General features: G+C 61.4%; 25 protein-coding genes. 14 read left to right on the forward strand and 11 right to left on the reverse strand.

The features are described from left to right. The first annotated feature begins 9 nt into the window (after positions 1–9). From CQ007_RS07845 to CQ007_RS07870, 6 genes are all read left to right on the forward strand, one after another. A complete protein-coding gene (locus CQ007_RS07845) occupies positions 10–1,173 on the forward strand; it encodes a hypothetical protein (protein WP_105644843.1) in 1,164 nt (387 codons plus the stop codon). A gap of 11 nt (positions 1,174–1,184) precedes the next feature. Continuing rightward, positions 1,185–1,634, forward strand: coding sequence for a hypothetical protein (locus tag CQ007_RS07850; RefSeq protein WP_105644845.1), 450 nt, complete (start codon positions 1,185–1,187; stop codon positions 1,632–1,634). A gap of 1 nt (position 1,635) precedes the next feature. Further along, on the forward strand, positions 1,636–2,574 hold the full coding sequence (locus tag CQ007_RS07855; protein ID WP_105644847.1) for a hypothetical protein: 939 nt from the start codon (positions 1,636–1,638) through the stop codon (positions 2,572–2,574). Positions 2,575–2,611: 37 nt separating this feature from the next. Continuing rightward, the gene (locus tag CQ007_RS07860; protein ID WP_146114550.1) at positions 2,612–3,574 is read left to right on the forward strand and encodes a hypothetical protein; all 963 of its coding nucleotides are present in this window, start codon (positions 2,612–2,614) and stop codon (positions 3,572–3,574) included. Positions 3,575–4,588: 1,014 nt separating this feature from the next. Next, positions 4,589–5,248 carry a methyl-accepting chemotaxis protein gene (locus CQ007_RS19355; RefSeq protein ID WP_371919814.1) on the forward strand — a complete coding sequence of 220 codons (660 nt, stop codon included), beginning with the start codon at positions 4,589–4,591 and terminating at the stop codon, positions 5,246–5,248. Between the two features lie 99 nt (positions 5,249–5,347). After that, the gene (locus tag CQ007_RS07870) at positions 5,348–6,670 is read left to right on the forward strand and encodes a DEAD/DEAH box helicase (RefSeq protein WP_105644853.1); all 1,323 of its coding nucleotides are present in this window, start codon (positions 5,348–5,350) and stop codon (positions 6,668–6,670) included. A 272-nt stretch (positions 6,671–6,942) separates the two neighbouring features. On the opposite strand, the gene CQ007_RS18920 is transcribed toward CQ007_RS07870, so the two are convergent. The 7 genes from CQ007_RS18920 to pyrC form a co-directional block, all read right to left on the reverse strand. Next, positions 6,943–7,290: a tetratricopeptide repeat protein gene (locus CQ007_RS18920; protein WP_158256738.1), complete on the reverse strand. Its 348-nt coding sequence runs from the start codon at positions 7,288–7,290 to the stop codon at positions 6,943–6,945. A gap of 274 nt (positions 7,291–7,564) precedes the next feature. Next, complete coding sequence (locus CQ007_RS07880) at positions 7,565–7,795, reverse strand: DUF2442 domain-containing protein (protein WP_105644857.1); 231 nt, start codon at positions 7,793–7,795, stop codon at positions 7,565–7,567. Positions 7,796–8,248: 453 nt separating this feature from the next. Further along, entirely contained in the window at positions 8,249–8,677 is a 429-nt protein-coding gene (locus CQ007_RS07885) for a universal stress protein (RefSeq protein ID WP_158256739.1), read from the reverse strand. A 14-nt stretch (positions 8,678–8,691) separates the two neighbouring features. After that, a complete protein-coding gene (locus CQ007_RS07890; RefSeq protein ID WP_105644861.1) occupies positions 8,692–11,280 on the reverse strand; it encodes a TRAP transporter permease in 2,589 nt (862 codons plus the stop codon). A 68-nt stretch (positions 11,281–11,348) separates the two neighbouring features. Next, positions 11,349–12,323, reverse strand: a complete 975-nt coding sequence (locus CQ007_RS07895) for a TAXI family TRAP transporter solute-binding subunit (RefSeq protein ID WP_105644863.1) — start codon at positions 12,321–12,323, stop codon at positions 11,349–11,351. Positions 12,324–12,460: 137 nt separating this feature from the next. Further along, positions 12,461–13,105, reverse strand: a complete 645-nt coding sequence (gene rnt / locus CQ007_RS07900; RefSeq protein WP_105645260.1) for a ribonuclease T — start codon at positions 13,103–13,105, stop codon at positions 12,461–12,463. A gap of 54 nt (positions 13,106–13,159) precedes the next feature. After that, positions 13,160–14,194 carry a dihydroorotase gene (gene pyrC / locus CQ007_RS07905; protein ID WP_105644865.1) on the reverse strand — a complete coding sequence of 345 codons (1,035 nt, stop codon included), beginning with the start codon at positions 14,192–14,194 and terminating at the stop codon, positions 13,160–13,162. A 181-nt stretch (positions 14,195–14,375) separates the two neighbouring features. On the opposite strand from pyrC, the gene CQ007_RS07910 reads away from it, so the two are divergent. The 6 genes from CQ007_RS07910 (at position 14,376) to gloA (ending at position 20,314) form a co-directional block, all read left to right on the forward strand. Further along, complete coding sequence (locus CQ007_RS07910) at positions 14,376–15,248, forward strand: PhzF family phenazine biosynthesis protein (RefSeq protein ID WP_177424314.1); 873 nt, start codon at positions 14,376–14,378, stop codon at positions 15,246–15,248. Continuing rightward, complete coding sequence (locus tag CQ007_RS07915; protein ID WP_105644867.1) at positions 15,245–16,051, forward strand: AadA family aminoglycoside 3''-O-nucleotidyltransferase; 807 nt, start codon at positions 15,245–15,247, stop codon at positions 16,049–16,051. The genes CQ007_RS07910 and CQ007_RS07915 overlap by 4 nt, the downstream gene beginning before the upstream one ends. A gap of 206 nt (positions 16,052–16,257) precedes the next feature. Next, complete coding sequence (locus CQ007_RS07920; protein WP_105644868.1) at positions 16,258–17,505, forward strand: FAD-binding oxidoreductase; 1,248 nt, start codon at positions 16,258–16,260, stop codon at positions 17,503–17,505. Positions 17,506–17,565: 60 nt separating this feature from the next. Beyond that, a complete protein-coding gene (locus CQ007_RS07925; RefSeq protein WP_146114551.1) occupies positions 17,566–18,414 on the forward strand; it encodes an OmpA family protein in 849 nt (282 codons plus the stop codon). A gap of 122 nt (positions 18,415–18,536) precedes the next feature. Then, complete coding sequence (locus CQ007_RS07930) at positions 18,537–19,754, forward strand: argininosuccinate synthase (RefSeq protein WP_105644872.1); 1,218 nt, start codon at positions 18,537–18,539, stop codon at positions 19,752–19,754. Between the two features lie 167 nt (positions 19,755–19,921). Then, the gene (gene gloA / locus CQ007_RS07935) at positions 19,922–20,314 is read left to right on the forward strand and encodes a lactoylglutathione lyase (protein WP_105644874.1); all 393 of its coding nucleotides are present in this window, start codon (positions 19,922–19,924) and stop codon (positions 20,312–20,314) included. 123 nt (positions 20,315–20,437) lie between these two features. Here gloA and CQ007_RS07940 read toward each other — a convergent pair whose 3' ends face one another. Continuing rightward, a complete protein-coding gene (locus tag CQ007_RS07940; RefSeq protein ID WP_105644876.1) occupies positions 20,438–21,769 on the reverse strand; it encodes a deoxyguanosinetriphosphate triphosphohydrolase in 1,332 nt (443 codons plus the stop codon). A gap of 125 nt (positions 21,770–21,894) precedes the next feature. Here CQ007_RS07940 and CQ007_RS07945 point away from each other — a divergent pair, with 125 nt between their 5' ends. After that, complete coding sequence (locus CQ007_RS07945) at positions 21,895–22,158, forward strand: glutaredoxin family protein (protein ID WP_256582234.1); 264 nt, start codon at positions 21,895–21,897, stop codon at positions 22,156–22,158. A gap of 1 nt (position 22,159) precedes the next feature. After that, on the forward strand, positions 22,160–22,609 hold the full coding sequence (locus CQ007_RS07950) for a YcgN family cysteine cluster protein (RefSeq protein ID WP_256582235.1): 450 nt from the start codon (positions 22,160–22,162) through the stop codon (positions 22,607–22,609). Positions 22,610–22,673: 64 nt separating this feature from the next. On the opposite strand, the gene CQ007_RS07955 is transcribed toward CQ007_RS07950, so the two are convergent. From CQ007_RS07955 to CQ007_RS07965, 3 genes are all read right to left on the reverse strand, one after another. Then, positions 22,674–23,447 carry a VacJ family lipoprotein gene (locus tag CQ007_RS07955; RefSeq protein ID WP_256582236.1) on the reverse strand — a complete coding sequence of 258 codons (774 nt, stop codon included), beginning with the start codon at positions 23,445–23,447 and terminating at the stop codon, positions 22,674–22,676. Then, positions 23,444–24,739 carry a serine/threonine protein kinase gene (locus CQ007_RS07960; RefSeq protein ID WP_105644880.1) on the reverse strand — a complete coding sequence of 432 codons (1,296 nt, stop codon included), beginning with the start codon at positions 24,737–24,739 and terminating at the stop codon, positions 23,444–23,446. Before CQ007_RS07960 ends, CQ007_RS07955 begins: the two co-directional genes overlap by 4 nt. Positions 24,740–24,819: 80 nt before the next feature. After that, positions 24,820–25,038 carry a DUF2061 domain-containing protein gene (locus tag CQ007_RS07965; protein ID WP_105644883.1) on the reverse strand — a complete coding sequence of 73 codons (219 nt, stop codon included), beginning with the start codon at positions 25,036–25,038 and terminating at the stop codon, positions 24,820–24,822. Positions 25,039–25,125: the final 87 nt, after the last annotated feature.

The raw sequence follows: 25,125 nt of genomic DNA on the forward strand, positions 1-25,125 counted from the left end.
GAGATTGCCATGCGTCATTACCTGATGACGGCATTGCTGTGGGCGATGCTGCCTGCGGCTGTGTCCGCGACTGCGCTGCCGCCACCCCTGACCCAGGCGGTGCAGCGCATTTCCAGCGATGAACCCAACAACCGGGTGCTGAACCAGTTGCAGGCCGCGACCTTGGCGCTGGACCTGGGATATCGCGAGGAGTCCGGCGAGCTGTTCGATGCGGCGCTGAACGGTATCACTACGGTGTATGCCAACAGCGAGCAGGCCGCCCGTGCGCGCAGCCTGTGGTACGACGAAGGGGCGAAGGACTTCAAGGGCGAACCCTACGAGCGGGCCATGGCCTTCTACTACCGGGGCCTGCTGGATATGTATGCCGGTGATTACGAGAACGCCCGGGCCAGTTTCAAGAGTGGTTTGCTCCAGGACGCCTTCGCCGAGGAGGAACAGCACCGGGCGGACTTTGCGTTGCTGATGTTTCTGGAAGCCTGGTCCTCGCATGTGCTCGGCGCCCGGGGGCTGGCCAGCGAGCGTTTCGAGGAATTGCTGACCTTCCGCCCCGGTTTCGGCCTGCCTGACGACAGTCACCGGCTGCTGGTGATGGTGGAAACCGGCAAGGCGCCGCGCAAGCTGCAGGATGGCATTGGCGGCAACATTCTGGTGTATCGCCCCGGCAAACGCTTCCGTGAGGAAGCGGTACGTCTGCGGGTGGATGGCAGGACGCTGGATCTGAACCCCATCGAAAGTATTTTCTGGCAGGCCTCCAGTCGAGGAGGGCGTCCGATCGACAGCATCCTGGAAGGCCAGGTCCAGTTCAAGCAGACCACCCAGAACGTGTCGGCCGATGTCTCCGGTGTCGCCGCCCACGCCACCATGCTCGCGCCGGCGTTCGGCGCCGCGGGTGGCGTGTTCGCCGGTGTGGCTGCGGTCGCCGGGGTGGCCACGCTGGCGACCTCACAGGTCAAGGCCCGTGCCGATCATCGGTTCTGGAACAATTTGCCGGACAAGGTGCACGTACTGACCCTGCCGATGCCGGCGGCACGCCAGGTGCAGATCGAATTTCTGGACGCGAACGGAGCGGTGATTCCGGAGTTGACGCAAGCTGTCAGTGTTGAGGTGGATAACGCGGGCAGGGGCGTTGTGTGGGCGCGAGCCCGACGAGCCACGGATGTGGACAGGCCTTGAGGATATAAGAGATGAAGACGTTTCCCCTGACCCTGGTACTTGCGGCATCGCTGGCCAGCGTGGGCTGTAGCGGTATCGACAGGAACGAAGGGCCCCGTCCGGCGGTGCGCATCGTTGACGAGCGCGCCCCCAATCAGCGGTTGAACCTGGACACCGTGGTGATTCTGGACAAGTCCCTGCAGGACCGCAAGACGGGCAAGCTGGCGGTGGAAAACTCCGGGGCCAGGCGTACCGCCACCGGTACCGTGGAAGCCTACGCGGTGATCCGCAACCGCACCGATCATCCACTGCAGATCGAGGGCCGCACCCAGTTCTTCGACAGCATGGGCATCCCCCTGGGCGTACCGTCCCAGTGGCAGCGGCTCTATCTGGACCCCCAGTCGATCAACGGCTATCGCGAGCTGTCCACCGGCACAGGCGAGGTAGCTCATTACTACATCGAGATTCGGGAGGGGCGTTGAGATGAAGGATGCACATATACCTGCCGCCCTGTCCCTGGCGATGCTGTTGGCGCTCGACGTGCAGGCAGCGCAGGACAATACCGCCTTCGATGACCCCTGGTTCGGTAGCCGGCTGGAACAGCAGACACCCGCTGGCGCCGTGCCGCCGCTGGGAGGCTCCGCACTGGCACCGGCCCTGGCCGAGGAACAGGAATATATCGCCGAGCCTGGTGGCCTGTTCGATCAGGCTGCCGCCATTGCCGCGGTCGAGCGCTTTCGTACAGCCTATCGCCAGGGTGGAGCGCCGCGCATGGCGATCTACTTCAATCGCGAACTCAGTGATGAGGTGCGTGAGTGGGTGCCGGGTGATCATCACAAACTGACCACAGCACACAGCCAGTCGGCGAGCTTCAACAGCCTGCAGACCGGGCCGGTCAGTGCCCAGGGCAGTGCCAGCGCTACGGTCGAGAGCCAATCGCGCTATGCCATCGGCGACACCGGTAAGCGTCCCGATATGCGCGAATCCTGGCATTGGCAGTTCGAGGAGGCGATTACCGCTGCGTTGCTGGATGGTGGCGCGAATGTCGTCGACCGCGCGGTGATCTTCCGACAGATGGCCCGTCAGGCGCCGCAGACCGCGGGACTGGATGGCTCCATGTCGACCACGCTGAATGAAATCTCGGCACTGGACAAGTATGCCGATGTGCTTATCGAGATGAAGGTCACCCGCTCGGCAACCGATTTCGGCTATGACTTCCGTGCGGTGGCCAAGCGTGTCCAGACTGGTCAGATCATCGGTACCGCCTTCGTCAATGGCGATCAGGTGCAACACCACGGCGGCGCACTGGCCAGTGCCAGCGGTTACGCCCTGCGGCCGAACACCTATCTGACGCTGGAACAGGTCTCGCGGGAACTCACCCTCAAGTTGATGCAATCGTTGAGTAGTCAATGGGGTGCCTGACGCCTCGCTCGAAAGCTGGAACCCCAAGGAGAAGCACATGAAAAGAATAATGACATTGTCGGCCTGCGCCATGTTGCTGGGCGGTTGCGCCACGGATATGACGGCGGGCTATCTCGGCTATCAAGCCCCTCCACGTGTATTGTTGTCGCAGGAGATAGTGGACATGATGCCGCCTCCGGTCATTGTTGAAGTGGGCATGGGCAAGACTGTCGAGGGTCGCCCCCAGAGCTTCTATGAGTTCAAGGGCCAGCCTGGTCAGACGGTGACGGTGGTCGTGCGCTCCAGCGGTCCCGATACCAGCCTGTACCTGCATGGAGATGCCAACGATTTTCGGCGCAACGCCGAGCCGCTGGCATTCGTTGGGGCATTGAATATGGGTGTGGGCTCGATGAGAGATCCTGACGGCCTGAATTCACACCTGATCTTTACCCTGCCGGAAGATGCTGATGGCTCCTATGTTGCGGTGGTCATGCCCCAGGACCAGGCAGGCTATACCGTCACGGTGCTGGATGGCGTAGTTCCGCAACGTGAGCTGATGGTGTTGCCGGAGCCGATCTTCGGTTCCGAAGGCAAGTACATGAGCCCCTTCACCGAAGACAACACGGTGACGCCCTGGGTGGAAAAGGGACTGCAGGCTGCCGTGGCGGGCAACGTCGGCACAGCCCTCGGCAGTCTGGCGGCCATGTCCAACTCGGATAACCTGATGTTTTCCCTGGTGGGTGGGATTGCCGGTGAAAAGATCGGCAGGGAAGTATTTCTGCGGAGCATGGGCGGCTGGGAATTCATCCGCGAGAACAGCGATATGTCCTTCGATACGGTGGAAGATCTGGCACGCTACATGGCGTATGAAAACGCAAGCCATCCCCAGTATGCGGACGTCCTGAACGCCTCCTATGGCATCTATCCCGAGCTGCGTCAGGCCATGGCCCAGGTGCAGATGGAAACCAGCACACTGGCCAAGCTCTACCCCCACAGTTTCATCATGTCAGCCCAGCGCTGAGCGAGATATATCAGTGGGCGCGGTAGTGCTGTGGATTGCTGCGCCCGCTGGTCGCCTCTGAATCAAAAGCCATAGACGCTCAGGCAAAATACCGCCTGAGCGCTTGGGGTATTATAAAGCGCTTGGTCAACGGTCACTGATGTGACGTCCTGCTTTGATAATCCCTGTGTGGTGCCTTGTAATATGTATTCCCTGTTTCAACAGCGCCAGCATGCCGATGCGCTGATGCTCGTGCCGGTATGGTTCATGTGGCTGTTCAGTCTGGCGCTGGCTCCCTGGCATGACACTTGGTGGGAAGCGCTGGTAATCGGACTGCCTCTGGCGCTGGCCGCCTCCCTGGCGGTACACCTGTTCAAGGGGCGTCTGCTCAGCCGCTGCAGCATCGCTCTGTGCTTCATGCTGTATGCGGCGCTGGTTATCCACCAGGCGCACGGCATGATCGAAATGCATTTCAGCATCTTCGTCCTGCTGGCATTCCTGGTCTACTATCGTGACTGGTTGCCGATCGTCATCGCCGCGGTAGCCATTGCCGTTCATCATCTGGGTTTCCATGTGCTGCAGCACAAGGGGTTTCCGGTCTTCGTGTTCAGCCATGAAGATCATGGGTTCGGTATCGTGGCGCTGCACGCCATGTTCGTGGTTTGCCAGTCTGCCTTTCAGTGCTGGCTGGCCGTGCGCTTGAAGCGCGAAGCGGTGCAGACAGAAGAGGCCGCAGCCTTCATGGGGAATCTGGCCCAGGCCGGGGAGGGTATCGATCTCCGGTTCCGCAAGGCCGATGCGCGTAGCGAGATTGCCATCGGCCTCAATGAGTTCATGGCTACGCTGCACCATCTGGTCTCCAGGACCGATAGCGCTGCTGCGCATATTCATGAAGAAGTCGCTGAGCTATCCCGGCGTGCGAAGGGGCTGGAAGCGATTCTGCTGGAACAGGAGGGTGGTGTGCGGGCGGCACAGGCTGCTGTGGCAGACTCGAGTCAATCGATCACCGCCGTGGCGGACAAAGCAGACGAAGCGATGCAGTTCTCCACCTCCAGCGCCGGGCGTGCGAGGCAGGGGCAGGAACTGATCGAACAGAGTCTGCTGACCTCCAGTCAACTCGAGGAGGCTATTGGTGCGGCAGCTCGTCATGTCGAGAGCCTGACGGCGCAAAGTGACGATATACACAGTATCCTCGAACTTATCCGCGGCGTTGCGCGGCAAACCAATCTGCTGGCACTGAACGCCTCCATCGAAGCGGCACGGGCCGGGGAGCATGGTCGCGGGTTCGCTGTGGTTGCTGATGAGGTGCGCCTGTTATCTGATCAGACCGAGGATTATGCACAGAGGATCGAGCAGACCATCCAACTGCTGGGTGTGACGGCGGATGAGGCAGCCACCAGCATGGGTAATAGCCGGGAATATAGCCAGCGGGCGGTATCCCGGTTCCAGCAACTGGGTGAACTGCTCAATGGCTTCGCTGATGATATCGGGGTGATCAATCGATTGAGCGGCCAGATCGCCAGGGCAACCAGTGAGCAGGTGCTCATCGCCGAACAGGTTCAGCAAGCTGTCAGCGGCATCGAGGGGAACCTGCAGCTTACGGAGCAGACTGCCCATGCCGTAACCGAGGTCAGCAGCGCATTATCGGAGCATGCGCGGCAGTTGGAAGCGTCGGTACGCAAGTTCACCGTTTGATGTGTGGCTGTCTTCATTGTGCCGGGGTTCGCGCAAAGCGGTGATACACTAGCGCCATATCGGATCGTTAGTCTTTTCCCGTTTCCAGAAGGAAAACCCGTGTTCACTGAATTATCCCTGCATGAGCGACTGCTCAAGGCGCTGGCGGCGCTGTCTTTCGAAAAGCCGACCGCGGTCCAGGCTGCGGCGATTCCCCCGGCGATCGCCGGCGAGGACCTGTACATCATTGCCCAGACCGGCAGCGGCAAGACCGCGGCTTATGTATTGCCGATCCTGCAGCGGCTGCTGGCTGACGACAGCAAGCCGGTGGCGCCGCGGGCGATGATCCTGTCGCCGACCCGGGAGCTGGCGCAGCAGATCCACAAGGATATCCAGGACCTGGCTCGCTTCACCTTCCTCAAGTCCGAACTGGTCATTGGCGGTGAGGACTTCAAGGTCCAGGCCGCCAAGCTGCGCAAGAACCCCGATATCATCATCGCCACGCCGGGGCGTACGCTGGAGCAACTGGGCGCCGGCGGGTTGGATCTGTCGCAGGTGCAGACGCTGGTGATCGACGAAGCCGACCGTATGCTGGATATGGGCTTCAGCGAGGATGTGCTGACGATCGCCAAGGCCTGCCCGACCGAGCGCCAGACCATGCTGTTCTCCGCCACCACAGGCAACGTCGGCCTCAAGCGCATCATCGAGCAGGTGCTGCGCGAACCACGCTGGCTGGAACTGGACAGCGTGCGTGACGATACGCCGGCCATCCGCCAACAGGTGATCGCGGTGGACGACAACGCGCACCGCGAGGCGCTGGTCAAGTGGCTGCTGCTCAACGAGTGCCAGGGCAAGGCCATCGTCTTTACCAACACCCGCGTCATGGCCGACCGCCTGAATGGCGTGTTGCGTGCGGTGGAAGGGCTGCGTGTGTACGTGCTGCATGGCGAGAAGGACCAGAAGGAGCGCAAGCTGGCCATCGAGCGCTTCAAGCAGGGCGGCAACGGTGTGCTGGTGGCAACCGATGTGGCAGCCCGCGGCCTGGATATCAGCGAACTGGATCTGGTGATCAACTTCGACATGCCGCGCAGCGGCGATGACTATCTGCACCGTGTAGGGAGAACCGGGCGGGCAGGGGCCGAGGGTGTTGCCATCTCATTGGTGGCGCCGCACGAATGGAACCTGATGTCGAGTATCGAACGCTACCTGCGTCGGCAGTTCGAACGCCGGGTGATCAAGGAACTGGCCGGCAGCTTCAAGGGACCGAAGAAGGTCAAGGCCTCCGGCAAGCCGGTGGGGGCGAAGAAGAAAAAGGACGACAAGAAGAAAATCAAGCGGCCCAAGACTGCCAAACCAGCGGCCAAACGCAAGCCCGCGATGCCGAAGGGACAGGTTGTGCTGGATGGCGGTGATGGTCTGGCACCGCCGAAGCGGCGTAGCTGAGTCGGGAAGGCTGCTCCCCCTCTCCCCCGGCCCCTCTCCCGCAAGGGGCGAGGGGTGACTCGCGACTGAATCGCCGTGCTTATCCTGTAAAGCAACGGAACATCCATCAGTACTCCGTCAAGATGAGGCTCGAACCTCCATGGTGGGAGCCAGCAACTGAAAAATATCATTCACTGCTGATTCGTGCAGGATATACACGGTATCTCCGGCGCGAGTCACCCCTCGCCCCTTGCGGGAGAGGGGCTGGGGGAGAGGGGGAAGGCTGCCCCAACTCACTCAGTCTTCTGCCGCGAATGCAGGGCCGCTACCTGCTGTGCCGCAACGGCATGCCCACAGGTAGCCGCCTTGGCCAGCCACATCAACCCTTTGGTCTCGTCCTTCGGCACGCCAATCCCCTTGATATGCAGCGTTGCGAGATTATGAATCGCATCGGGATGCTCCTGGTCCACCGCCAACTGCAGCCAGTGCAACGCAATATCGGGCCTATCGGCATCAAGAAACAGTTGTGCCAGGTCGTTCTGAGCATCGGCATCGCCGACATCGGCCTGGATAAGCAGCTCGTAATCCTCCGGATCGACCGGGACACAGAGCATGGGAATGAGGTCTTGGAGGGTGAGCATGGCTCGACCCCGTGCATCGTTGTCCTGACGAGAAATCTGACCAGCGGTCAGTCTACGCCACAAATACAGTTGCTGGCGTAGCGCAGGGGCGCTACACCCCGGTGTCTTTTCCGCAGATCGGTTCGGGTGAACATAAGCCGCGAGGCAGAGCCTAGGGCTGGGTTGTCGAGCGCCTGCTCGACGACAGGAGGAGTAGCCGGCAGAGTCGCTGGCGTAGCGAAGGCGCGCTACACTCCGGTACATTTCCGCTGCCACCTCCCATTTTCCGCGTGACTCAGTTGCGCTGCAAAGAGGGGGCTTTGCGTCCCAGTAGTAGGCCCTCGGTGCTAAGAGCCTCATCGATATCCGGCCAGTGTATGCCGTATCCGGCCCCGGCTAGCTCCCAATGGTTACGCTGCTCCGGGGTCGCATTGGCCAGGCGCGGATACCATGCCAACGGCACGTCGATCAATCGGCCATCCATCAGCTCTACTGTCAGGCGGCTATCGTCAATGACAACGTTCATTTAGTGGGGGATGGTACTCTCCCGGGCAGCTGAGGTGGGGCATATTGTGGCTGCCGGGAATGGGGGAGTGGGACTGGCTTGATGAGCGGGTTAAGCGGATTTCTCGGTGTGGGCGGCTGCCCCCTCTCCCCCGGCCCCTCTCCCGCAAGGGGCGAGGGGTGACTCGCGCCTGCGATGCCGTGCTTATCCTGTCATGACCTGCAAATGCAAAACGTGCTATTCACGGGCTCTTGGAAGACGAGGGATCATTCCTGCCGATGCTGTCTGCGGTAACGATCGGCCTGTAGAGCATCGCCTTTCAAACCGACAACTGCGAATCTACTCATTACTTGTAGGCTGAACACACTATCCCATACGCGAGTCACCCCTCGCCCCTTGCGGGGGAGAGGGGGCGCCGGCATAACCCGCCATCTCAAGCCAATACATGTGCCACCGAGGCGGCGCGGCTGAACATCAGCGAACCACCAGCACCGACACCTTCGACTGTTGCAACACGCGCATGGCATTGGTGCCGACCAGGTAGTCCTCGATGCGCTTGCGTTTATGGGTGGACATGACGATCAGGTCGGCATCGATCTTCTCCGCGATGCGCAGGATGCCCGCATAAGCCTTGCCATCGGCGACGATCAATTGCACCTTCATGTCGGCTGGCACCTGCTTGGCGGCGAACTCGCGTAGTGCTGCCTTCAGGTTTTTCTTCGCCGTGGCGGCGAACTCCCTGGGGAGGAATCCTTCCACCATCGGCATGCCGATGGTGGGGATGATGCTGAGCAGGTGCAGCGATGCGCCATAGGTCTGGCACAGCTGAATGGCACAGGGCAGGGATTTGGCCCAGGACGCCTTGTGGTTCAGGTCAATCGGTAGCAGGATCGTCTTGTACATGTATGCACTCCTCGTCAGCGGGAGGTCAATGGCGCTACCTGCCGGCGGCGCCACTGCAGGCCGGCCACCAGCGCGAATACCATCAGCGCGGGTATCCACATCCATTCCTTGCGGCGGCGGTCGACCGGGGCCAGCACTTCGATGATCTCCTGGTCGAAATCGAACCCCAACTCCGATGCCAGGCTGCCGTAGGTCACCATATCGACCAGGGTTCGCTCATCTTCCTGCATCAGCGTCAGGCCGAGCCTGTCCAGTTTCTGTTCGCCAGTCGCTCCGTCGGGTACTGGCACCAGCAGATGAAAGGTTCTGGGGCTGCCAAGGTCATCCAGACCGCTTATCTGCATGCGCAGGTGGCTGTCGGGCTCCGTCCGGTCGAGTGCCTGGGCGATCTGTGCCGGCGGGATAGGCTGATAGGGGTCATGCAGCAGGTCCATCCAGAAGCCGGGGCGGAATAGGGTGAAGGCCACCAGCAGCAGGAGCAGGCTCTCGTACCAGCGGCTGCGAGTGAGCATCCAGCCCTGGGTGGCGGCAGCGAAGATCAGCATGGCGATTGTTGCGATGATGAAGATCACCACCCCGTACACGAAGCTCACATTGATCAGCAACAGGTCGGTATTGAAAATGAACAGAAACGGCAGCGCTGCGGTGCGTAGGCTGTAATAGAACGCCTGGAATCCGGTACGGATCGGGTCGCCACCAGAGATTGCTGCGGCGGCAAAGGATGCGAGCCCCACCGGTGGCGTGACGTCGGCCATGATGCCGAAATAGAAGACGAACATGTGTACGGCGATCAAGGGTACGATCAGGCCGTTCTGCTGACCCAGGGTGACGATAACCGGGGCGAGCAATGCCGATACCACGATATAGTTTGCCGTCGTCGGCAAGCCCATGCCGAGGATCAGGCTGAGCACTGCCGTGAGTGCCAGCATCAACAGCAGGTTGCCCATCGAGAGTGCTTCTACCAGGTCGGCCAGTACCAGTCCCACGCCGGTTTGCGAGACGGCGCCCACAATAATGCCGGCGGTCGCCGTGGCGATACCTATACCGATCATATTGCGTGCCCCAGCGACCAGCCCCTGCCATAGATCATCCACACCACGCCGGATCGTGCCGGTGATATTCCGTTCCTTGCGAAACAGCGCCGTCAGCGGATGCTGGGTCAGCATGATAACGATCATGAATACTGTGGCCCAGAAGGCGGACAGACCGGGGGACAGCCGCTCGACCATCAGACACCAGACCAGCACGACCACCGGCAGGATGTAATGCAAGCCGGTCATGAGGGTGGGCCTGGTTTGAGGCAGAATCACTACTGGCGAATCAGGGTCGTCAAGCTCGAGGTCAGGATAGTGGGCGCCGACGCGCAGTAAGGCGATGTAGCTGATGCCAAGGCCAAGGGCAATGACCCAGCCGGCATGCTCGCCGAGCAGGGGTTTGAGCCAGCCTAATCCGTAATACACAGCAACGGACAGCCCCATGATCAGTATCAGACCCGTCAGGAAGCCAAACAGTTTGCGCAGCAGCGGGCGGTCGGGGTTGCTGCTCTGCAGTCCCTGCATGCCGGCCTTCAGCGCTGCCAGGTGGACGATATAGAACAATGCGATATAGGAAATGACCGCCGGCAGAAAGGCATGCTTGATGATCTCGGTATAGGGAATACCTACATACTCGACCATCAGGAAGGCAGCAGCCCCCATGACCGGGGGCATGATCTGTCCATTGACCGATGCCGATACTTCGACTGCGCCAGCCTGCTCAGCAGTATATCCAACACGCTTCATCATCGGGATGGTGAAAGTACCGGTGGTGACGGTATTGGCGATAGAGGAGCCTGAGATCAGTCCGGTCATGCCAGAGGCGGCTACAGCGGCCTTGGCCGGCCCGCCACGGTAGTGGCCTAGCAGGGAAAAGGCCAGCTTGATGAAATAGTTACCGGCCCCTGCCTTGTCCAGCAAGGAGCCAAAGAGCACAAACAGGAACACGAAGCTGGTCGATACACCCACTGCTATGCCGAACACCCCCTGGGTGGTCAGCCACTGATGGTTGGCCAGTGACACGAAGCTGACACCACGGTGGGAAAGCATATCCGGCATGTAGGGGCCGGCCAGGGAGTAAACGATGAAGACCAGCGCGACTATCATCAGCGGCGGGCCGAGCGCGCGGCGGGTCGCTTCGAGCAGCAATGCAAGGCCCACCAGGGCGACAGCGACATCCATGCTGGTGGGGTTACCCGGGCGTGCCGCCAGGGCAGCGTAGAAAATATAGATATAGGCGGCGCAGAAGGCGGCCACCAGGGCCATCAACCAATCCATCAATGGTACGTATTCGCGGGGCGAGCGGCGAAATGCGGGGAAAGCCATGAAGCCAAGAAATACTGCCAGCGCCAAGTGAATGGAGCGTGCTTCGGTACTGTTGAAAACGCCGAAGCCGAGCATATAGGGCAACGGTGAGGCGATCCAGAGCTGGAATAGTGACCACAAGGCGGCCACGCTCAGTAGCAGCTTTCCGGTCAGTCCATGGGGTTTACGCGCGCCAGTGTCGCTGGTGGCGACAAGGTCCTCGAGTTCGGTCACCAGGTCGTCATGTTTGGCAGGTTCGCTCATGGACAGGTCCTTATGCGGTGCGAATGAAGCACCGGGCGGCTAGAACGGCCGCCCGGGATGGAGGCTCGTTACATCCAGCCGCGCTCCTGGTAATAGCGTACAGCACCATCATGCAGTGGGATCGACAACCCCTCCTTGATCATCTCCTGCTCATCCAGGTTGGCGAAGGCGGGGTGCAATCGCTTGAAGCGGTCGAAGTTGTCAAACACCGCCTTGACCGTCTGGTATACGGTCTCTTCCGGCACGTTGACGGAGGTCACCATGGTCGCGCGCACGCCAAAGGTTTCGATGTCCTGATCATTGCCGCGGTACATGCCGCCGGGGATGATGGCCTTGGCGTAGTAGGGTTGCTCGGCGATGATGCCATCGATCTCCTGACCATTGACCGCCACGATGACCGAATCTACCGTCGTTGTGGCTTCCTGGATCGAGCCGTTCGGATGGCCGGCTACGTAGACCATGGCATCGATATTGTTATCCCCGAGCGCGGCGGCCTGTTCCGCTGCGGACAGTTGGGAGGCCAGGGCAAAGTCCTTGATGGTCCAGCCCAGCGCATCCATGACTACATCCATGGTGTCGCGTTGACCGGAGCCGGGGTTGCCGATGTTGAAGCGCTTACCCTTGAGATCCTTGACATGTTGGATTTTCGCATCGCGCCGGGCAACGATGGTCAGCGGCTCGCCGTGCAGTGCGAACATGGCACGCATCTCCTTGAACTCGCCGGCATTGGCAAAATTCTCGGTACCCTCATAGGCTTTGTACTGGATGTCGGACTGCACCACTCCCATGTCCATCTCACCACTGCGGATGGCATTGACGTTGGCCACCGAACCACCGCTGGAAGGCGCATTGCAGCGAATGCCATGATCATTGGTGTTGCGATTGACCAGGCGGCACATGGACTGGCCGACGACATAGTAGACCCCGGTCTGTCCTCCGGTGCCGATGGTGATGAAGTTCTGCTGGGCAAGCGCCGGCGTGGCGGTGAGGCAAGCGTAACCCAGTGCTGCAGAGAAAATGTACGAGAGTGCTTTGACGCGCATGCAGGTACTCCTTGTTCTTGTTTGCACCGGCACGCCGCAGGGCCTCCGGTTGTTGCATCGGCCTGCTTCACCGCAGGCCTACCGGAGTAAGTGTAGCCGAGCGTGACAAAAGTTTCTGCCCGGCTCTGCGCAGAGGGTCAGACGGGGGGCCAGCCACCCATGTCACGCCAACGGTTGACGATGCTGCAGAACAGCTCCGCGGTCTTCTCCGTGTCATAGCGCGCGGAGTGGGCTTCACGTCCATCGAACTCGATATCGGCGGCGGCACAGGCCTTGGCCAGCACCGTCTGCCCATAGGCTAGACCGCCCAGGGTAGCGGTATCGAAGCAGGAGAAGGGATGGAAGGGGTTGCGCTTGATCTCGCTGCGTTCGACCGCTGCATTGAGAAAACCGAGGTCGAAGAAGGCATTGTGCCCGACCAGCACGGCGCGCTTGCAGCCGGCAGACTTCACCGCCTTGCGTACGTGCTTGAAGATCTCGGTCAGTGCATGGCTCTCGCTGACGGCCATGCGCAGCGGATGATCCAGTTTGATACCGGTGAACTCCAGCGCCGCCGGCTCGATGTTCGCGCCTTCGAAGGGCTCGACTCGGAAGAAATGCGTCTGGTCGGGATACACCTGCCCATCGTCGTCCATCAGGATCGGCGTGGCGGCAATCTCCAGCAGGGCATCGGTCGCCGAGTTGAAACCACCGGTCTCCACATCCACCACCACCGGCAGGAAGCCACGGAACCGATAGGCCATCGGCGGCTTGGGGCCGCCTGACTGGGGCGCTTCATCCATCGCGTCGTTATCGTAGTCAAACTCGCTCACACAGCGTCCTTATTCGAGAGGGGATCAGACGACCCGCCATTGGATGGTTTCGCCCGCACGCAGCGGTACCAACTGCTGCTCGCCGAACTGAAAGGTGTCGGGCACGGCCCATGGTTCGCGCACCAGGGTGATGGTATCGGTATTGCGCGGCAGACCATAGAAGTCCGGCCCGTGCAGGCTGGCGAAGCCTTCCAGCTTGTCCAGAACGCCAAGCTCCTCGAAGGCTTCGGCATACAGCTCGATGGCCGCATGGGCAGTGTAGCAACCGGCGCAGCCGCAAGCGGCTTCCTTGGCGTGACGTGCATGCGGCGCCGAATCGGTACCCAGGAAGAACTTGCTGGAGCCGGACACCACGGCATCGCCCAGCGCCTGCTGGTGACGCTGGCGCTTGAGGATCGGCAGGCAGTAGAAGTGCGGGCGGATACCGCCCACCAGCATGTGGTTGCGGTTGTACAGCAGGTGATGGGCAGTGATGGTCGCACCGATGCGATCCGAGGCGCTGCGCACGAAATCCACCGCATCGGCGGTAGTAATGTGCTCGAACACCACCTTCAAGGTGGTGAAACGCTCGGTCAAGGCCACCAACTGCTGATCGATAAAAGCCTTTTCCCGGTCGAAGATGTCCACCTCGGCATGGGTTACCTCACCATGCACCAGCAGTGGCATTCCCACCTCGGCCATCGTCTCCAGCGCCGGATAGATTTTTTCCAGCGCAGTAACACCCGAGTCGGAGTTGGTTGTGGCACCGGCCGGATACAGCTTGGCGGCAATCGCCTGACCCTGGGTCCAGGCCTGACGGATCACCTCAGGCGAGGTCTGATCGGTCAGATACAGCACCATCAACGGCTCGAACACGCTACCCTGCGGCCGTGCAGCGAGAATCCGCGACTTGTAACCCTCTGCCTGCTGCCCATCACGCACCGGTGGCACCAGATTCGGCATGATGATGGCGCGGGAGAAGTTGCGAGCGGCATCCGGCACGGTATGTTGCAACGCTTCACCGTCGCGCAGGTGGATATGCCAGTCGTCAGGCCGGATCAGGGTAATGCGATCGGTCATGGGATGAATTCCAGGCTATTGCTAATGTCGCAATGCTACCGGAAAAGGCGGGGGTTTACACGCTGGATGCGCTGGCCAACGGCAAGAGAACAGCAAAAGCGCCGCCTGTTTGGTAGAGTTTGACGCCAGACCAGAGCGACAATAAGTGAAACACCATGAGGGCCTTGCCGGGAGTATTTTCATGACAGCCGTTTTCCAGATGGTCGATGTGTTCGGCGATGGCCCGGTGTCGGGCAACCCGGTTGCGGTGATCGCGCAGGCGAATGATCTCGAGCCGGAACAGATGATGCGCATAACGCATTGGTTCAATCTCTCGGAAACCACTTTCCTGTTGCCGCCAACCAGGCCGGAGGCGGATTACCGGGTGAGGATTTTCACTCTAAGCGGCGAGATTCCCTTTGCCGGGCACCCTACCTTGGGGACATGTCACGCCTGGCTCGCTGCCGGTGGAAAGCCGAAGGATGGGAGTGAAATCATCCAGGAGTGTGCGGCCGGGCTGATCGCCATTCGGCGCGAGCAGGGACGATTGGCCTTTGCTGCTCCGCCTTTGCTCCGTTCGGGCGCGCCATCTGCACAGGAGCTGGCCGAGGCGCGAGAGGTGCTCGGCATCGAGGCGCACGATGTGATCGATGCTGCCTGGCTGGATAACGGTCCCGGCTGGCTGGGGATCAAGTTCGCCTCCGCTGACAAGGTGCTGTCCCTCAACCCGTTGCGTAGTTGGCCCAGGCAGGTCGATATTGGCGTTGTCGGTCCGCATCCCGCAGGCAGCGATGTTGCATTCGAGCTGCGGGCATTCTTTTCCGATAGCCTGGGGACGATTATCGAGGATCCGGTCACCGGCAGCTTGAATGCTGCCGTCGGCGATTGGCTGTTCAACACGGGTGACGCCAGGAACGCCTATATTGCCGCTCAAGGAGGCCGCCTCGGACGTAGCGGGCGTATCTATGTGCGTCGGGATGCGCAAGGGCAGACGTGGGTCGCCGGGCAGACGCGGACTCATGTGCAAGGTCAGTTCCTGGGAGTAGAAGCCTGGAGCCAGGTATCCAGCCCATGAGTGAGCTGATCCCCGCCGACATCTCGGCGCAAGTGTCGCTGGCGTGCGAGGTCATCAAGCGGCATCTGGCACCGACATTGGTGGCGGTGCATCTGTACGGCTCGGTGCTGGATGGCGGGCTGAAGCCATACAGCGATGTGGACCTGCTGGTCACCGTGGCGGCACCGCTCGATGACCAAGTGCGGCAAGCCCTGTTACGCGATCTGCTACAGGTGTCAGCACCCCCGGGCCAAAGCGAGGAACTTCGCGCTCTGGAGGTCACGGTCCTTGTCTCCGATGACATCCTGCCCTGGCGCTATCCGGCCCGGCGGGAATTGCAGTTCGGAGAGTGGCTGCGCAGCGATATCCTGGCGGGTCTCGTCGAGCCCGCTGTCGTGGATGCCGATCTGGCGATCCTGCTGACGCAAGCCAGACAATGCAGTCTTGCCCTGGCAGGCCCGGCGGCGGAGCAGCTGTTCGATCCGGTCCCGCCAGGCCACTTCCGTATGGCGCTGGCCGACATTTTGAAACAGTGGAACGCACCGACAGACTGGGCGGGTGATGAACGCAATGTGCTGCTTACCCTCGCGCGAATCTGGTACAGCGCTGCAACCGCAAGGATAGTGCCGAAGGATGTGGCGGCCACCTGGGCGCTGGCGCGTGTGCCCGGCGAGCTTCAGCCGGTGTTGCTGGAAGCCCGTCAGGCTTATCTCGGGCTTGGCGGGGATCGCCTGGCCTCGCGCGGGCACCAACTGGATGAACTCATTGGCTTTGCCAAGGGCGAGATCATCAAGTTGCTCGACGGCCACACCGGGAGCAGTTGATCGCGGCTGGCTTTTGCCGCGCGGTGCGATGGCTTTACTTCCCCCTGTTTCGCTCCTTCTTTTCAGTAGAAAATCCCGCTGAATGAGCAAATATGGTGAATCCACCTGAGTGCTGCTGCGCTGCGGATATCTCAGCCAAACCCTTGCTAGACTCTGGGCCATGACAGCCCATTTCAGGGCCCCTTGGTCACTGCAGGGAGACATTCATGTCGCGTAGTATCATCGTTCTTGGTGCCGGTATGGTCGGCGTTTCCGTGGCCTGGCATCTGGCGCGTCGTGGCCATGCCGTGACGCTGGTGGATCGCCGCGAGCCGGGACGCGAGACCTCGTTCGGCAACGCGGGCATCATCCAGCGTGAGGCGGTGCGCCCCTACGCCTTCCCCCGTGATGTCGGTACCTTGCTGCGCGTGCTGCCCAACCGGGAAGTGGATATCCGCTATCGACCAGCCGGCATGCTGAATGCGGCCGGCCCATTGCTGCAGTATTGGCTCAATTCCGGCGGGGAGCGTTACCAGCGTATTACCCGGGAGTGGGCGTCGCTGATCGTGCGCTGCCAGGATGCGCACGGGCCGATGATCGAGGCAGCCGGCGCCCAGGAGCTGATCCGCAAGGGCGGCTGGCTGGAGCTGTACCGGAGGCAGAAAGCCCTTGATGAGCGGCTTGCGGAAGCGCATGAGGACCGTGGTCGCTTCGGCGTGGAATATGAAGTACTTGACGCCGAAGGGCTCTACGCCACGGAGCCACACCTGGCGCAGGGGCTGGTGGGTGCCATTCACTGGACCCAGCCGTGGATGGTGACGGATCCGGGTGCTCTGGTGCAGGCCTATGCGCGCAGCTTCGAGCAGCAGGGTGGCCGCCTGGTACAGGCCAGCGTCGAGGAGGTTGTCCAGGAGGACCGCGGCTGGCGTGTGGTGACCAGCACCGGGGTGCTTGAGGCGGAGCAGGTGGTGATCGCCATGGGCCCCTGGTCGAGCGAGATGCTGTCACGTCTCGGTATCAAGGTGCCGCTGTTCGTCAAACGCGGTTATCACATGCACTATTCGGCGGAGCAGGGAGCGACGCTCAACCACTGGGTGATGGATGCCGAGAAGGGTTTTCTGCTTGAGCCGATGCGTGCGGGGATTCGCTTGACGACTGGCGCTGAGCTGGCCGATCTGAATGCGCCGCCCCAGTACAAACAACTGGCGGCAGCCGAGCGGGCTGCGCGCAAACTGTTCCCGTTGGGCAAGCGGCGCGAAGCCGAGCCCTGGAAGGGCGCGCGCCCCTGCATGCCGGACATGAAACCGGTCATTGGTCCGGCGCCGGGCAAGCCGGGGCTGTGGCTGGCCTTTGGGCATGGCCATCAGGGGTTCACCCTGGGGCCGGCGACCGGCGAGCTGTTGGCACAGATGGTGGATGGCGCGGTGCCGGCAATCGATATGGCGCCCTTTGCAGCGGATCGCTTCCACGGCTAAAGTTTCCCCTTCAGCCGCCGATGCAATCTCCTGTAATCGTCGATTCGGGAGATCCTCCTTTTGCCACGCCTGCCCCTAGCTCTGTTGCTGGGCTTCGCCTTGCCGGCCCAGGCCCTGACATTCCAGACACGCATGGAGAATGTGCAGTGGACAGTGGCTGGCGATCAGTTCGAGTGTCGCTTGAGCCAGCGGGTCGAGGGTTACGGCGAGGCGATGTTCGTGCGCCGGGCGGGTGAGCGGCCGGTGTTCGAGCTGTCCGCCTGGAGCAATCTGATGCGGCCGGGGCCGGCGCAGCTGTTCAATGATGCGCCGCCATGGCGCCCCGGTTCCAGCGCGCAGGTGCTGGGGCAGGGCACCATAGGGGATGGCCCGACAGTGCTCCGGCTACCATACCAGCAGGCGGGGCAGATGCTCGCGGGGCTGGCGGCGGGGCTGCATCCGACCATTCAACGCAGCAGTATCAGCGATGCGGGGCAGGTGACCGTGGTGGTGTCCGCGGTGGGCTACCGGCAGGCCTGGGACGAGTTCCAGGCCTGCGCCAGCGGTTTGTTGCCGATGAATATCGACCAGGTATCCCGCACCGCCATCGGCTTTCCCAATGGCGGCTCGGAGCTGGATGCCGAGGCGCGGCGGATGCTCGATGTGGCGCTGGCCTATCTCGAAGCTGACCCGGATATCACCCGTATCCAGCTGGACGGGCATTCGGACAGTGTTGGCGACCGGCTGAGCAACCGCGAACTGTCCCGCCAGCGGGTGTTGTCGGTGCAGGCCTACCTGAGCGAGCGCGGCGTGGACGAGGCGCTGTTCTCCACGCGCTTCCATGGTGAGCGCTATCCGGTGGCAGCGAACAACACGGCTGCCGGTCGAGCCAAGAACCGCCGGGTCACCCTTCGTCTGGAAAAAGACTGACAGCCGGCAGGACCCCAGAGTTTCTCTGCCGGCCCCTGTAATTACTCGCCCCCGAGCGGTAGAATGGCGCCTTTGGCTGGTGCCTTTCGCTGCGCCGGTAACATTCATCAAGGGAGCGCGTAATGACTGATGTGAAAAAAGTCGTCCTGGCCTATTCCGGCGGTCTGGATACCTCGGTAATCCTCAAGTGGCTGGAAGACACCTACGGCTGCGAGGTGGTCACCTTCACTGCGGACCTGGGGCAGGGCGAAGAGGTTGAACCGGCACGTGCCAAGGCTCAGGCCATGGGCGTGAAGGAAATCTACATCGATGATCTGCGCGAAGAGTTTGTCCGTGATTTCGTGTTCCCCATGTTCCGTGCCAATACCGTCTACGAAGGCGAGTACCTGCTCGGTACCTCCATCGCCCGTCCGCTGATCGCCAAGCGTCTGATCGAGATCGCCAACGAGACCGGCGCTGACGCCATCTCCCACGGTGCGACCGGCAAGGGTAACGATCAGGTGCGTTTCGAGCTGGGCGCCTATGCGCTCAAGCCGGGCGTCAAGGTCATCGCTCCCTGGCGTGAATGGGATCTGCTGTCCCGCGAGAAACTGATGGATTATGCCGCCAAGCACGACATTCCGATCGAGCGCCATGGCAAGAAGAAGTCGCCGTACTCCATGGACGCCAACCTGCTGCATATCTCCTATGAAGGCGGCGTGCTGGAAGATACCTGGGCCGAGCACGAAGAGGACATGTGGCGCTGGACCAAGTCGCCGGAAGCGGCACCGGACGTGGCCACCTATATCGAGCTGAGCTACCGCAAGGGCGATATCGTCGCCATCGACGGCAAGGACATGAGCCCTGCCGACGTGCTGGCGTACCTGAACAAGGTCGGTGGCGAGAACGGTATCGGCCGTACCGACATCGTCGAGAACCGTTTTGTCGGCATGAAGTCCCGCGGCTGCTACGAAACCCCCGGCGGTACCATCATGCTCAAGGGCCACCGTGCCATCGAGTCCATCACCCTGGACCGTGAAGTCGCCCACTTGAAAGACAGCCTGATGCCCAAGTACGCCGAGCTGATCTACAACGGCTTCTGGTGGAGCCCGGAGCGTGTGATGCTGCAGGAGATGATCGACGCTTCCCAGCTGAACGTGAATGGTGTGGTGCGTCTGAAACTGTACAAGGGCAACGTGATCGTGGTCGGTCGCAAGTCCGATGACTCGCTGTTCGATGCCAACATCGCCACCTTCGAAGACGACGCTGGCGCCTATGACCAGGCCGATGCGGCAGGCTTCATCAAGCTCAACGCCCTGCGTCTGCGCATTGCTGCCAACAAGGGCCGCAAGCTGATCTGATTGCTCGGCTACTCTTAGAGGTAGCCGCGCCACGAAGAGCAACGCGGTAATCCATGACCAATTGTGCCCGGCACACCATGGATTGCCGCGCTTCGCTCGCAATGACGGGTAGGGCCCGGCATTGATAATTCCAAATTCATCCTGTGATTTACCTGAGGAGGGTTTATATGCGTCTTCTGCATACGATGTTGCGTGTGGGTGATCTGGACAAGTCCATCGCTTTCTATACCGACGTGCTGGGCATGACCCTGCTGCGCCGCAAGGACTATCCGGACGGGCGTTTTACCCTGGCTTTCGTCGGTTATGGCAACGAGGCGGAAAACTCGGTGCTGGAACTGACCCACAACTGGGACACGCCCAGCTATGACCTGGGCAATGGCTACGGCCATATCGCCATCGAGGTCAACGACGTGTACAAGGCCTGCGAGCAGATCAAGGCCAGCGGCGGCAAGGTGGTGCGTGAAGCCGGGCCGATGATGCACGGTTCCAGCATCCTGGCCTTCGTCGAAGACCCGGATGGCTACAAGATCGAGTTGCTGTCGCCCAGTCGCGGGGATTGATAGCGGGGTGTAGCGCGCCTGCGCTACGCCTGTGGCCATGCCGTCGCTGCCGGATGGTCGGCGAGCGGCGGCTCGCCAACCGGGGATGGGCGCCCTGCGCTACGCTTCGAGTCCGGGAAATCATCACCTGGTCGGATGAATGCCCCGAATCTGCGCGGCCATATCCGCCGCATACAGGTCGGTCATCCCGGCGATGAAGTCGATCACCCGCATATAGCTCGAGTACAGATCCCAATCCTCACGCGGGGCATTGTTGCCCAGCAGATCAAGGATGCGTCGGTGCTTGAAGCTCAGATTCTGCCCGGCCTGCTGCTCGTTGACTGCGCCGCAGAAGGCTTCCAGCAAGGTTTCCAGGGTGCTGTAGGCGCCGATCTCATGCAGTGTCTTGCGCTTGTCCTGAAAGATGCGTTCCCGGGCGATGCCCTTGGCTTCCAGTACGCAGCGCTGCGCCGCATGCGGCATATGGCTGACCAGGTCCCCTGGCAGGGTGCCGGCGAGCAGCGCGGATTGCTGGGCGATAAAGGCTTCGGCGGCGGCATTGACCAGATGTTCGATGGCCTTGCCGCGCAGGATCGCCAGCTTGCGCCGGGTGGAGTCCCGTGGCCCCAACTGGCGGTAGGTCTCCGGCAGGTCATCGCCGACCAGATCCAGCAACAGACGCTCCACCTCGCTATAGCTGAGCAGCTCCATCTCCATGCCGTCTTCCAGATCGATCAGCGCGTAGCAGATATCGTCCGCTGCCTCGACCAGGTACACCAGGGGGCTGCGAGCCCAGCACTGCTCGCTCTGCTGAGGCAGGCCGAGCTTGTCGGTGATCTGCAGCAGCAATGGGTATTCGGCCTGGTAGCAGCCGAACTTGTGCTTCTTGTAGCCGATGCTGTCGGCATGCTGGGCGGTCCAGGGATACTTCAGATAGGCACCCAGGGTGGCATAGGTCAGGCGCATGCCGCCGTCGAACTGATGGTACTCCAGCTCGGTCAGTACCCGAAAGCCCTGGGCGTTGCCTTCGAAATTGAGAAAGTCCTGGCGCTGGGCTTCGCTCAACCGATCGAGCCAGCCGGCACCGGCTGCCTTGTGGAACCAGTGGCGGATCGCATCCTCGCCGGAATGACCATAGGGCGGGTTGCCGATATCATGGGCCAGACACGCTGCCTGTACGATCACGCCGAGATCAGCCGGTTCGCACCAGGCTGGCAGCACGCCGCGCAGCATCTCGCCGACGCGCATGCCCAGCGAGCGGCCGACGCAGCCGACTTCCAGGCTGTGGGTCAGGCGGGTATGGATATGGTCATTGCTGGACACCGGATGCACCTGGGTCTTCTTGCCCAGCCGGCGGAAGGCGCCGGAAAAGATGACACGGTCATGATCCTTGTGAAAGGGTGTGCGTCCCAACTCCTCGGTGCTGGCGACAGGTTTGCCGAGTCGCTCGCGGCATAGCAGTGTTTCCCAATCCATGATGTCCTCCGATCAGATCACCCGAGTATGTGGCAACGCCGTCGGGCTGCCAAGGGTGTGTCAGGATTCAGCCGGCGCGGGTTCCGGGGTAGAATGGCGATTGTCCCGTCCACTTCGGAATTCGCATGACCGCTTCACTGACCATGACCCTGTTCGGCACTACCGCCTGCCATCTGTGCGAAGAGTGCCTGATGTTGACCCAGCCACTGCAAGGCAACGGCATCCTGGTGCGGCAGGTGGATATCGTCGAGGATCCTGAATTGCTCGAGCGCTACCAACTGCGCATCCCGGTGCTGCGCCGTGAAGATACCGGCGCGGAGCTGGACTGGCCATTCAATCTCGGTCAGTTGCTCGACTGGCTGGGTGATGCCGCTGGCGAGGAAGGTTGATATGGCACAGATCGTCAGCGCATTCTGGAAACGCAAGACCCTGGAGCAGATGGACCGCCAGGAGTGGGAGTCACTGTGCGATGGCTGCGGGTTGTGCTGCCTGCAGAAACTGGAAGATGAGGATGATGCCACTGCCATCTACTACACGCGGGTGGCCTGCAAACTGCTGGATCTGGATACCTGTCGTTGCAGCGACTACGAGAATCGGCGCAAGCATGTGCCGGACTGCGTGCAGCTGACCCCGACCATGGCCGGGGAGTTTGCCTGGCTGCCGCCGACCTGCGCCTATCGCCTGGTGGCCGAGGGCGAGGACCTGCCGCCCTGGCACCATCTGGTGTGCGGCGACCCCAAGGCGGTGCACGAGCTGCGTATTTCCCAGGCCGGGCGCATGCTCGCCGAAGACAGTGTGGCGAACGAGGACTGGGAAGAGCACATCATCTTTCGAGTGTGATGGTTGGGCTGGGCGAAGCGTTGCTTCGCTCCCCCTCTCCCCTCGTGGGAGAGGGGGATAACCGTCACTGCTGAATCTGCAACTCCCGCAGCTTGATGTACAGATAACGGATCTGGTCATACTCGAACGGACTGTCCAGTGAGCCGTAGCGGAAGCCGTTGATATAGCGCAGGTTGATCGCATACAAGCCGTAGGCCCAGGGGTTGTCGTTCATATAGTGGCGGTTGTCGAGAAATGCCGCAGCATCCTCGATCGACCAGTCCACCGCCTTGCCCGTGGCGTCGCGCAGGGTCGATGGCCCGAGCAGCGGTAATACCAGGTAGGGGCCGGTCGGCACGCCGTAGAAGCCCAGCGTCTGGCCGAAGTCCTCGGACTCCTGGGGCAGGCCCATGGCCTTGGCCACATCGAACAGACCGAGCACGCCGAGGGTGCTGTTGAACAGCAATCGCGCGGTGGTGCGTCCGCCTTTCTGGAACTTGCCCTGGGCCAGGCTGTTGGCCAGGTTCGGTACATCGGCCAGGTTGGCGAACACATTCGATACCCCCCTGCGCACGAAGCGCGGGGTAACCGTTTCGTAGGCGTTGACTACTGGCAGGTAGACATAGTCATCGAACTGGCCATTGAAGCGGTACACGCGTCGGTTGAAGCCTTCAATCGGGTCATGCACCTTGAGCGCTTCGAGGCTGGAGCGCTCGAACTGGTAATTGCTGCCTTCGGTATCGATCGTCAGGTCGGCCAGCGGGTCATGGTATTCGGGGATGCCCTCGGCACCCTGCGCTGCGATGCTGGTCAGCAGAACGCAGCCGGCCAGCAGGCGGGTCATCGGCAGCTTGGTCATTGGACGTCGCCCTCCATGAAGTGCAGCATGGTCGCGACCACGTCCCGGTGCTGCAGGTTGCCGCCATGGCCTCCGTGGGGGTAGAGCAGGGCGCGTTCGCCGAAGGTCTCGGTGATGAAGCGATAGTTGTCCGCGGTGAGGATGAAGTCATCGGCGTTGGTCAGCGCAGCGATATTCGGGTTGTCCCGCAGGAAGCCAGCGATGCTGTACAGGCTGGTATCCCAGGCCATGTCGTCGATACTCTTGCCGTCATTGGCGTTATTCCATACCGGCCACAGCTGGGTTTCCAGATAGCAGCTGAAGTCACAGAACAGCGCGCGGCGCAGGTAGGGGGTCAGCGAGGTGCTGACCTTCAATTTTTCGCCGGCCGGCGCATAGCGTCCTCCTTCGGTGACCAGGTCGGCCATGAAGTTCAGGTCGGCCGCGGCAAAGCGGAATACCGCGCCGATCAGCATGGCCATTTCGGCATCGGTCAGGGCACTGTCGGAGCTCTGGATGCCATAGAACAGACCACCTTCGATGTCGGTGCCTCCGCTTTCAGCGAAATAGCGTGCCAGTTTCTGGAAGATATGCTCATAGAAACTGTCACCGCTGCTGACCCCGTCGAGCTGGGTACGGGCCAGCGCATCCAGGCGCCGGATCGAGGCGTACAGGTCGACTGGCGGGTTGAGCAGCAGGGTGCGGGTGAAGTTGAACTGCCGCAGGCTCTGGTCCAGATGGGCGACGAAAGCGGCATTCAATGCGCCGAGACTGAAGCCGGCGAGGCGATACTCGGTGATCTGCAGATTCTTCTTGTCGCGGGCATGCTCGACCGCCATGGACATGGCGGTGTGCAGATCGCGGGCGTCGCTCAAGCCCAGGCCGGGCAGCCCGCTGCGCGAGGCGGCGGCGATAAAGTCATGGTTGGTTGGTGAAGACAGTATGATGACATGCATGCCGGCTTGCCAGAATACGCGCTTGAGGTAGTCCAGCCGCGGACTGCTGTAGCCGGAGCCGGTGCCGGCGATGAGAAAGATCAGCGGCGCGGGCTCATTGTGCCAGGCCAGCCGGTAATGCAGGTCATGGTAGCGTGACAGCGCCGGCGGCAGATGGCGTTCGGGGAGCACCGTGACCGCCAGGTCAGTCTGCCGCACCTCGGTTTCCGGGGGAACCGGGGCGGCCAGTTGCGGCGGTGTGCCGACAATGGTCGCCAGGAACGGGTTGGTTACCGGATAGCTGGAATCATCCGCGTGGGCGAGACTGCCTGCCAGTGCGAGCAGGCTGACATAGAGGTAGTGCAGGTATCGGTTCATGGGCTCTTCCGGTTGGCTTCATGAACTATACCCGAAATGATGTGGATAGTTCCTTACAGGGGCGCGCATTCCCCCGGCACTCAGGCACGGAATATCGGCGGCAGGTTGAAGCCTGCCTGTTGGCTGCGGCGCTGCTCCAGGCGCTTCCAGACCTTCTCGTGGAAGTAGAACGCGACAGTATTGAGTGCCGGCTCAACCAGCGCAACGGCACCGCCGAGCAGGAGACTGCCGGTCATGGCGTACACCACGCCAAAGGCGATGCTGAAATGCATTACTGCAAAAGTGAAGGTCTTGGTCATGGCGCACCTCGGTAACAATAATGGGATTCATTCCCGTTTGTTGCTATCTTAGGTGCGCCATGCGCAGAGGTGAAAAAGTCTTTGCCA

The sequence above is a fragment of the Pseudomonas sp. MYb185 genome (assembly GCF_002979975.1).
Taxonomy (GTDB): Bacteria; Pseudomonadota; Gammaproteobacteria; order Pseudomonadales; family Pseudomonadaceae; genus Halopseudomonas.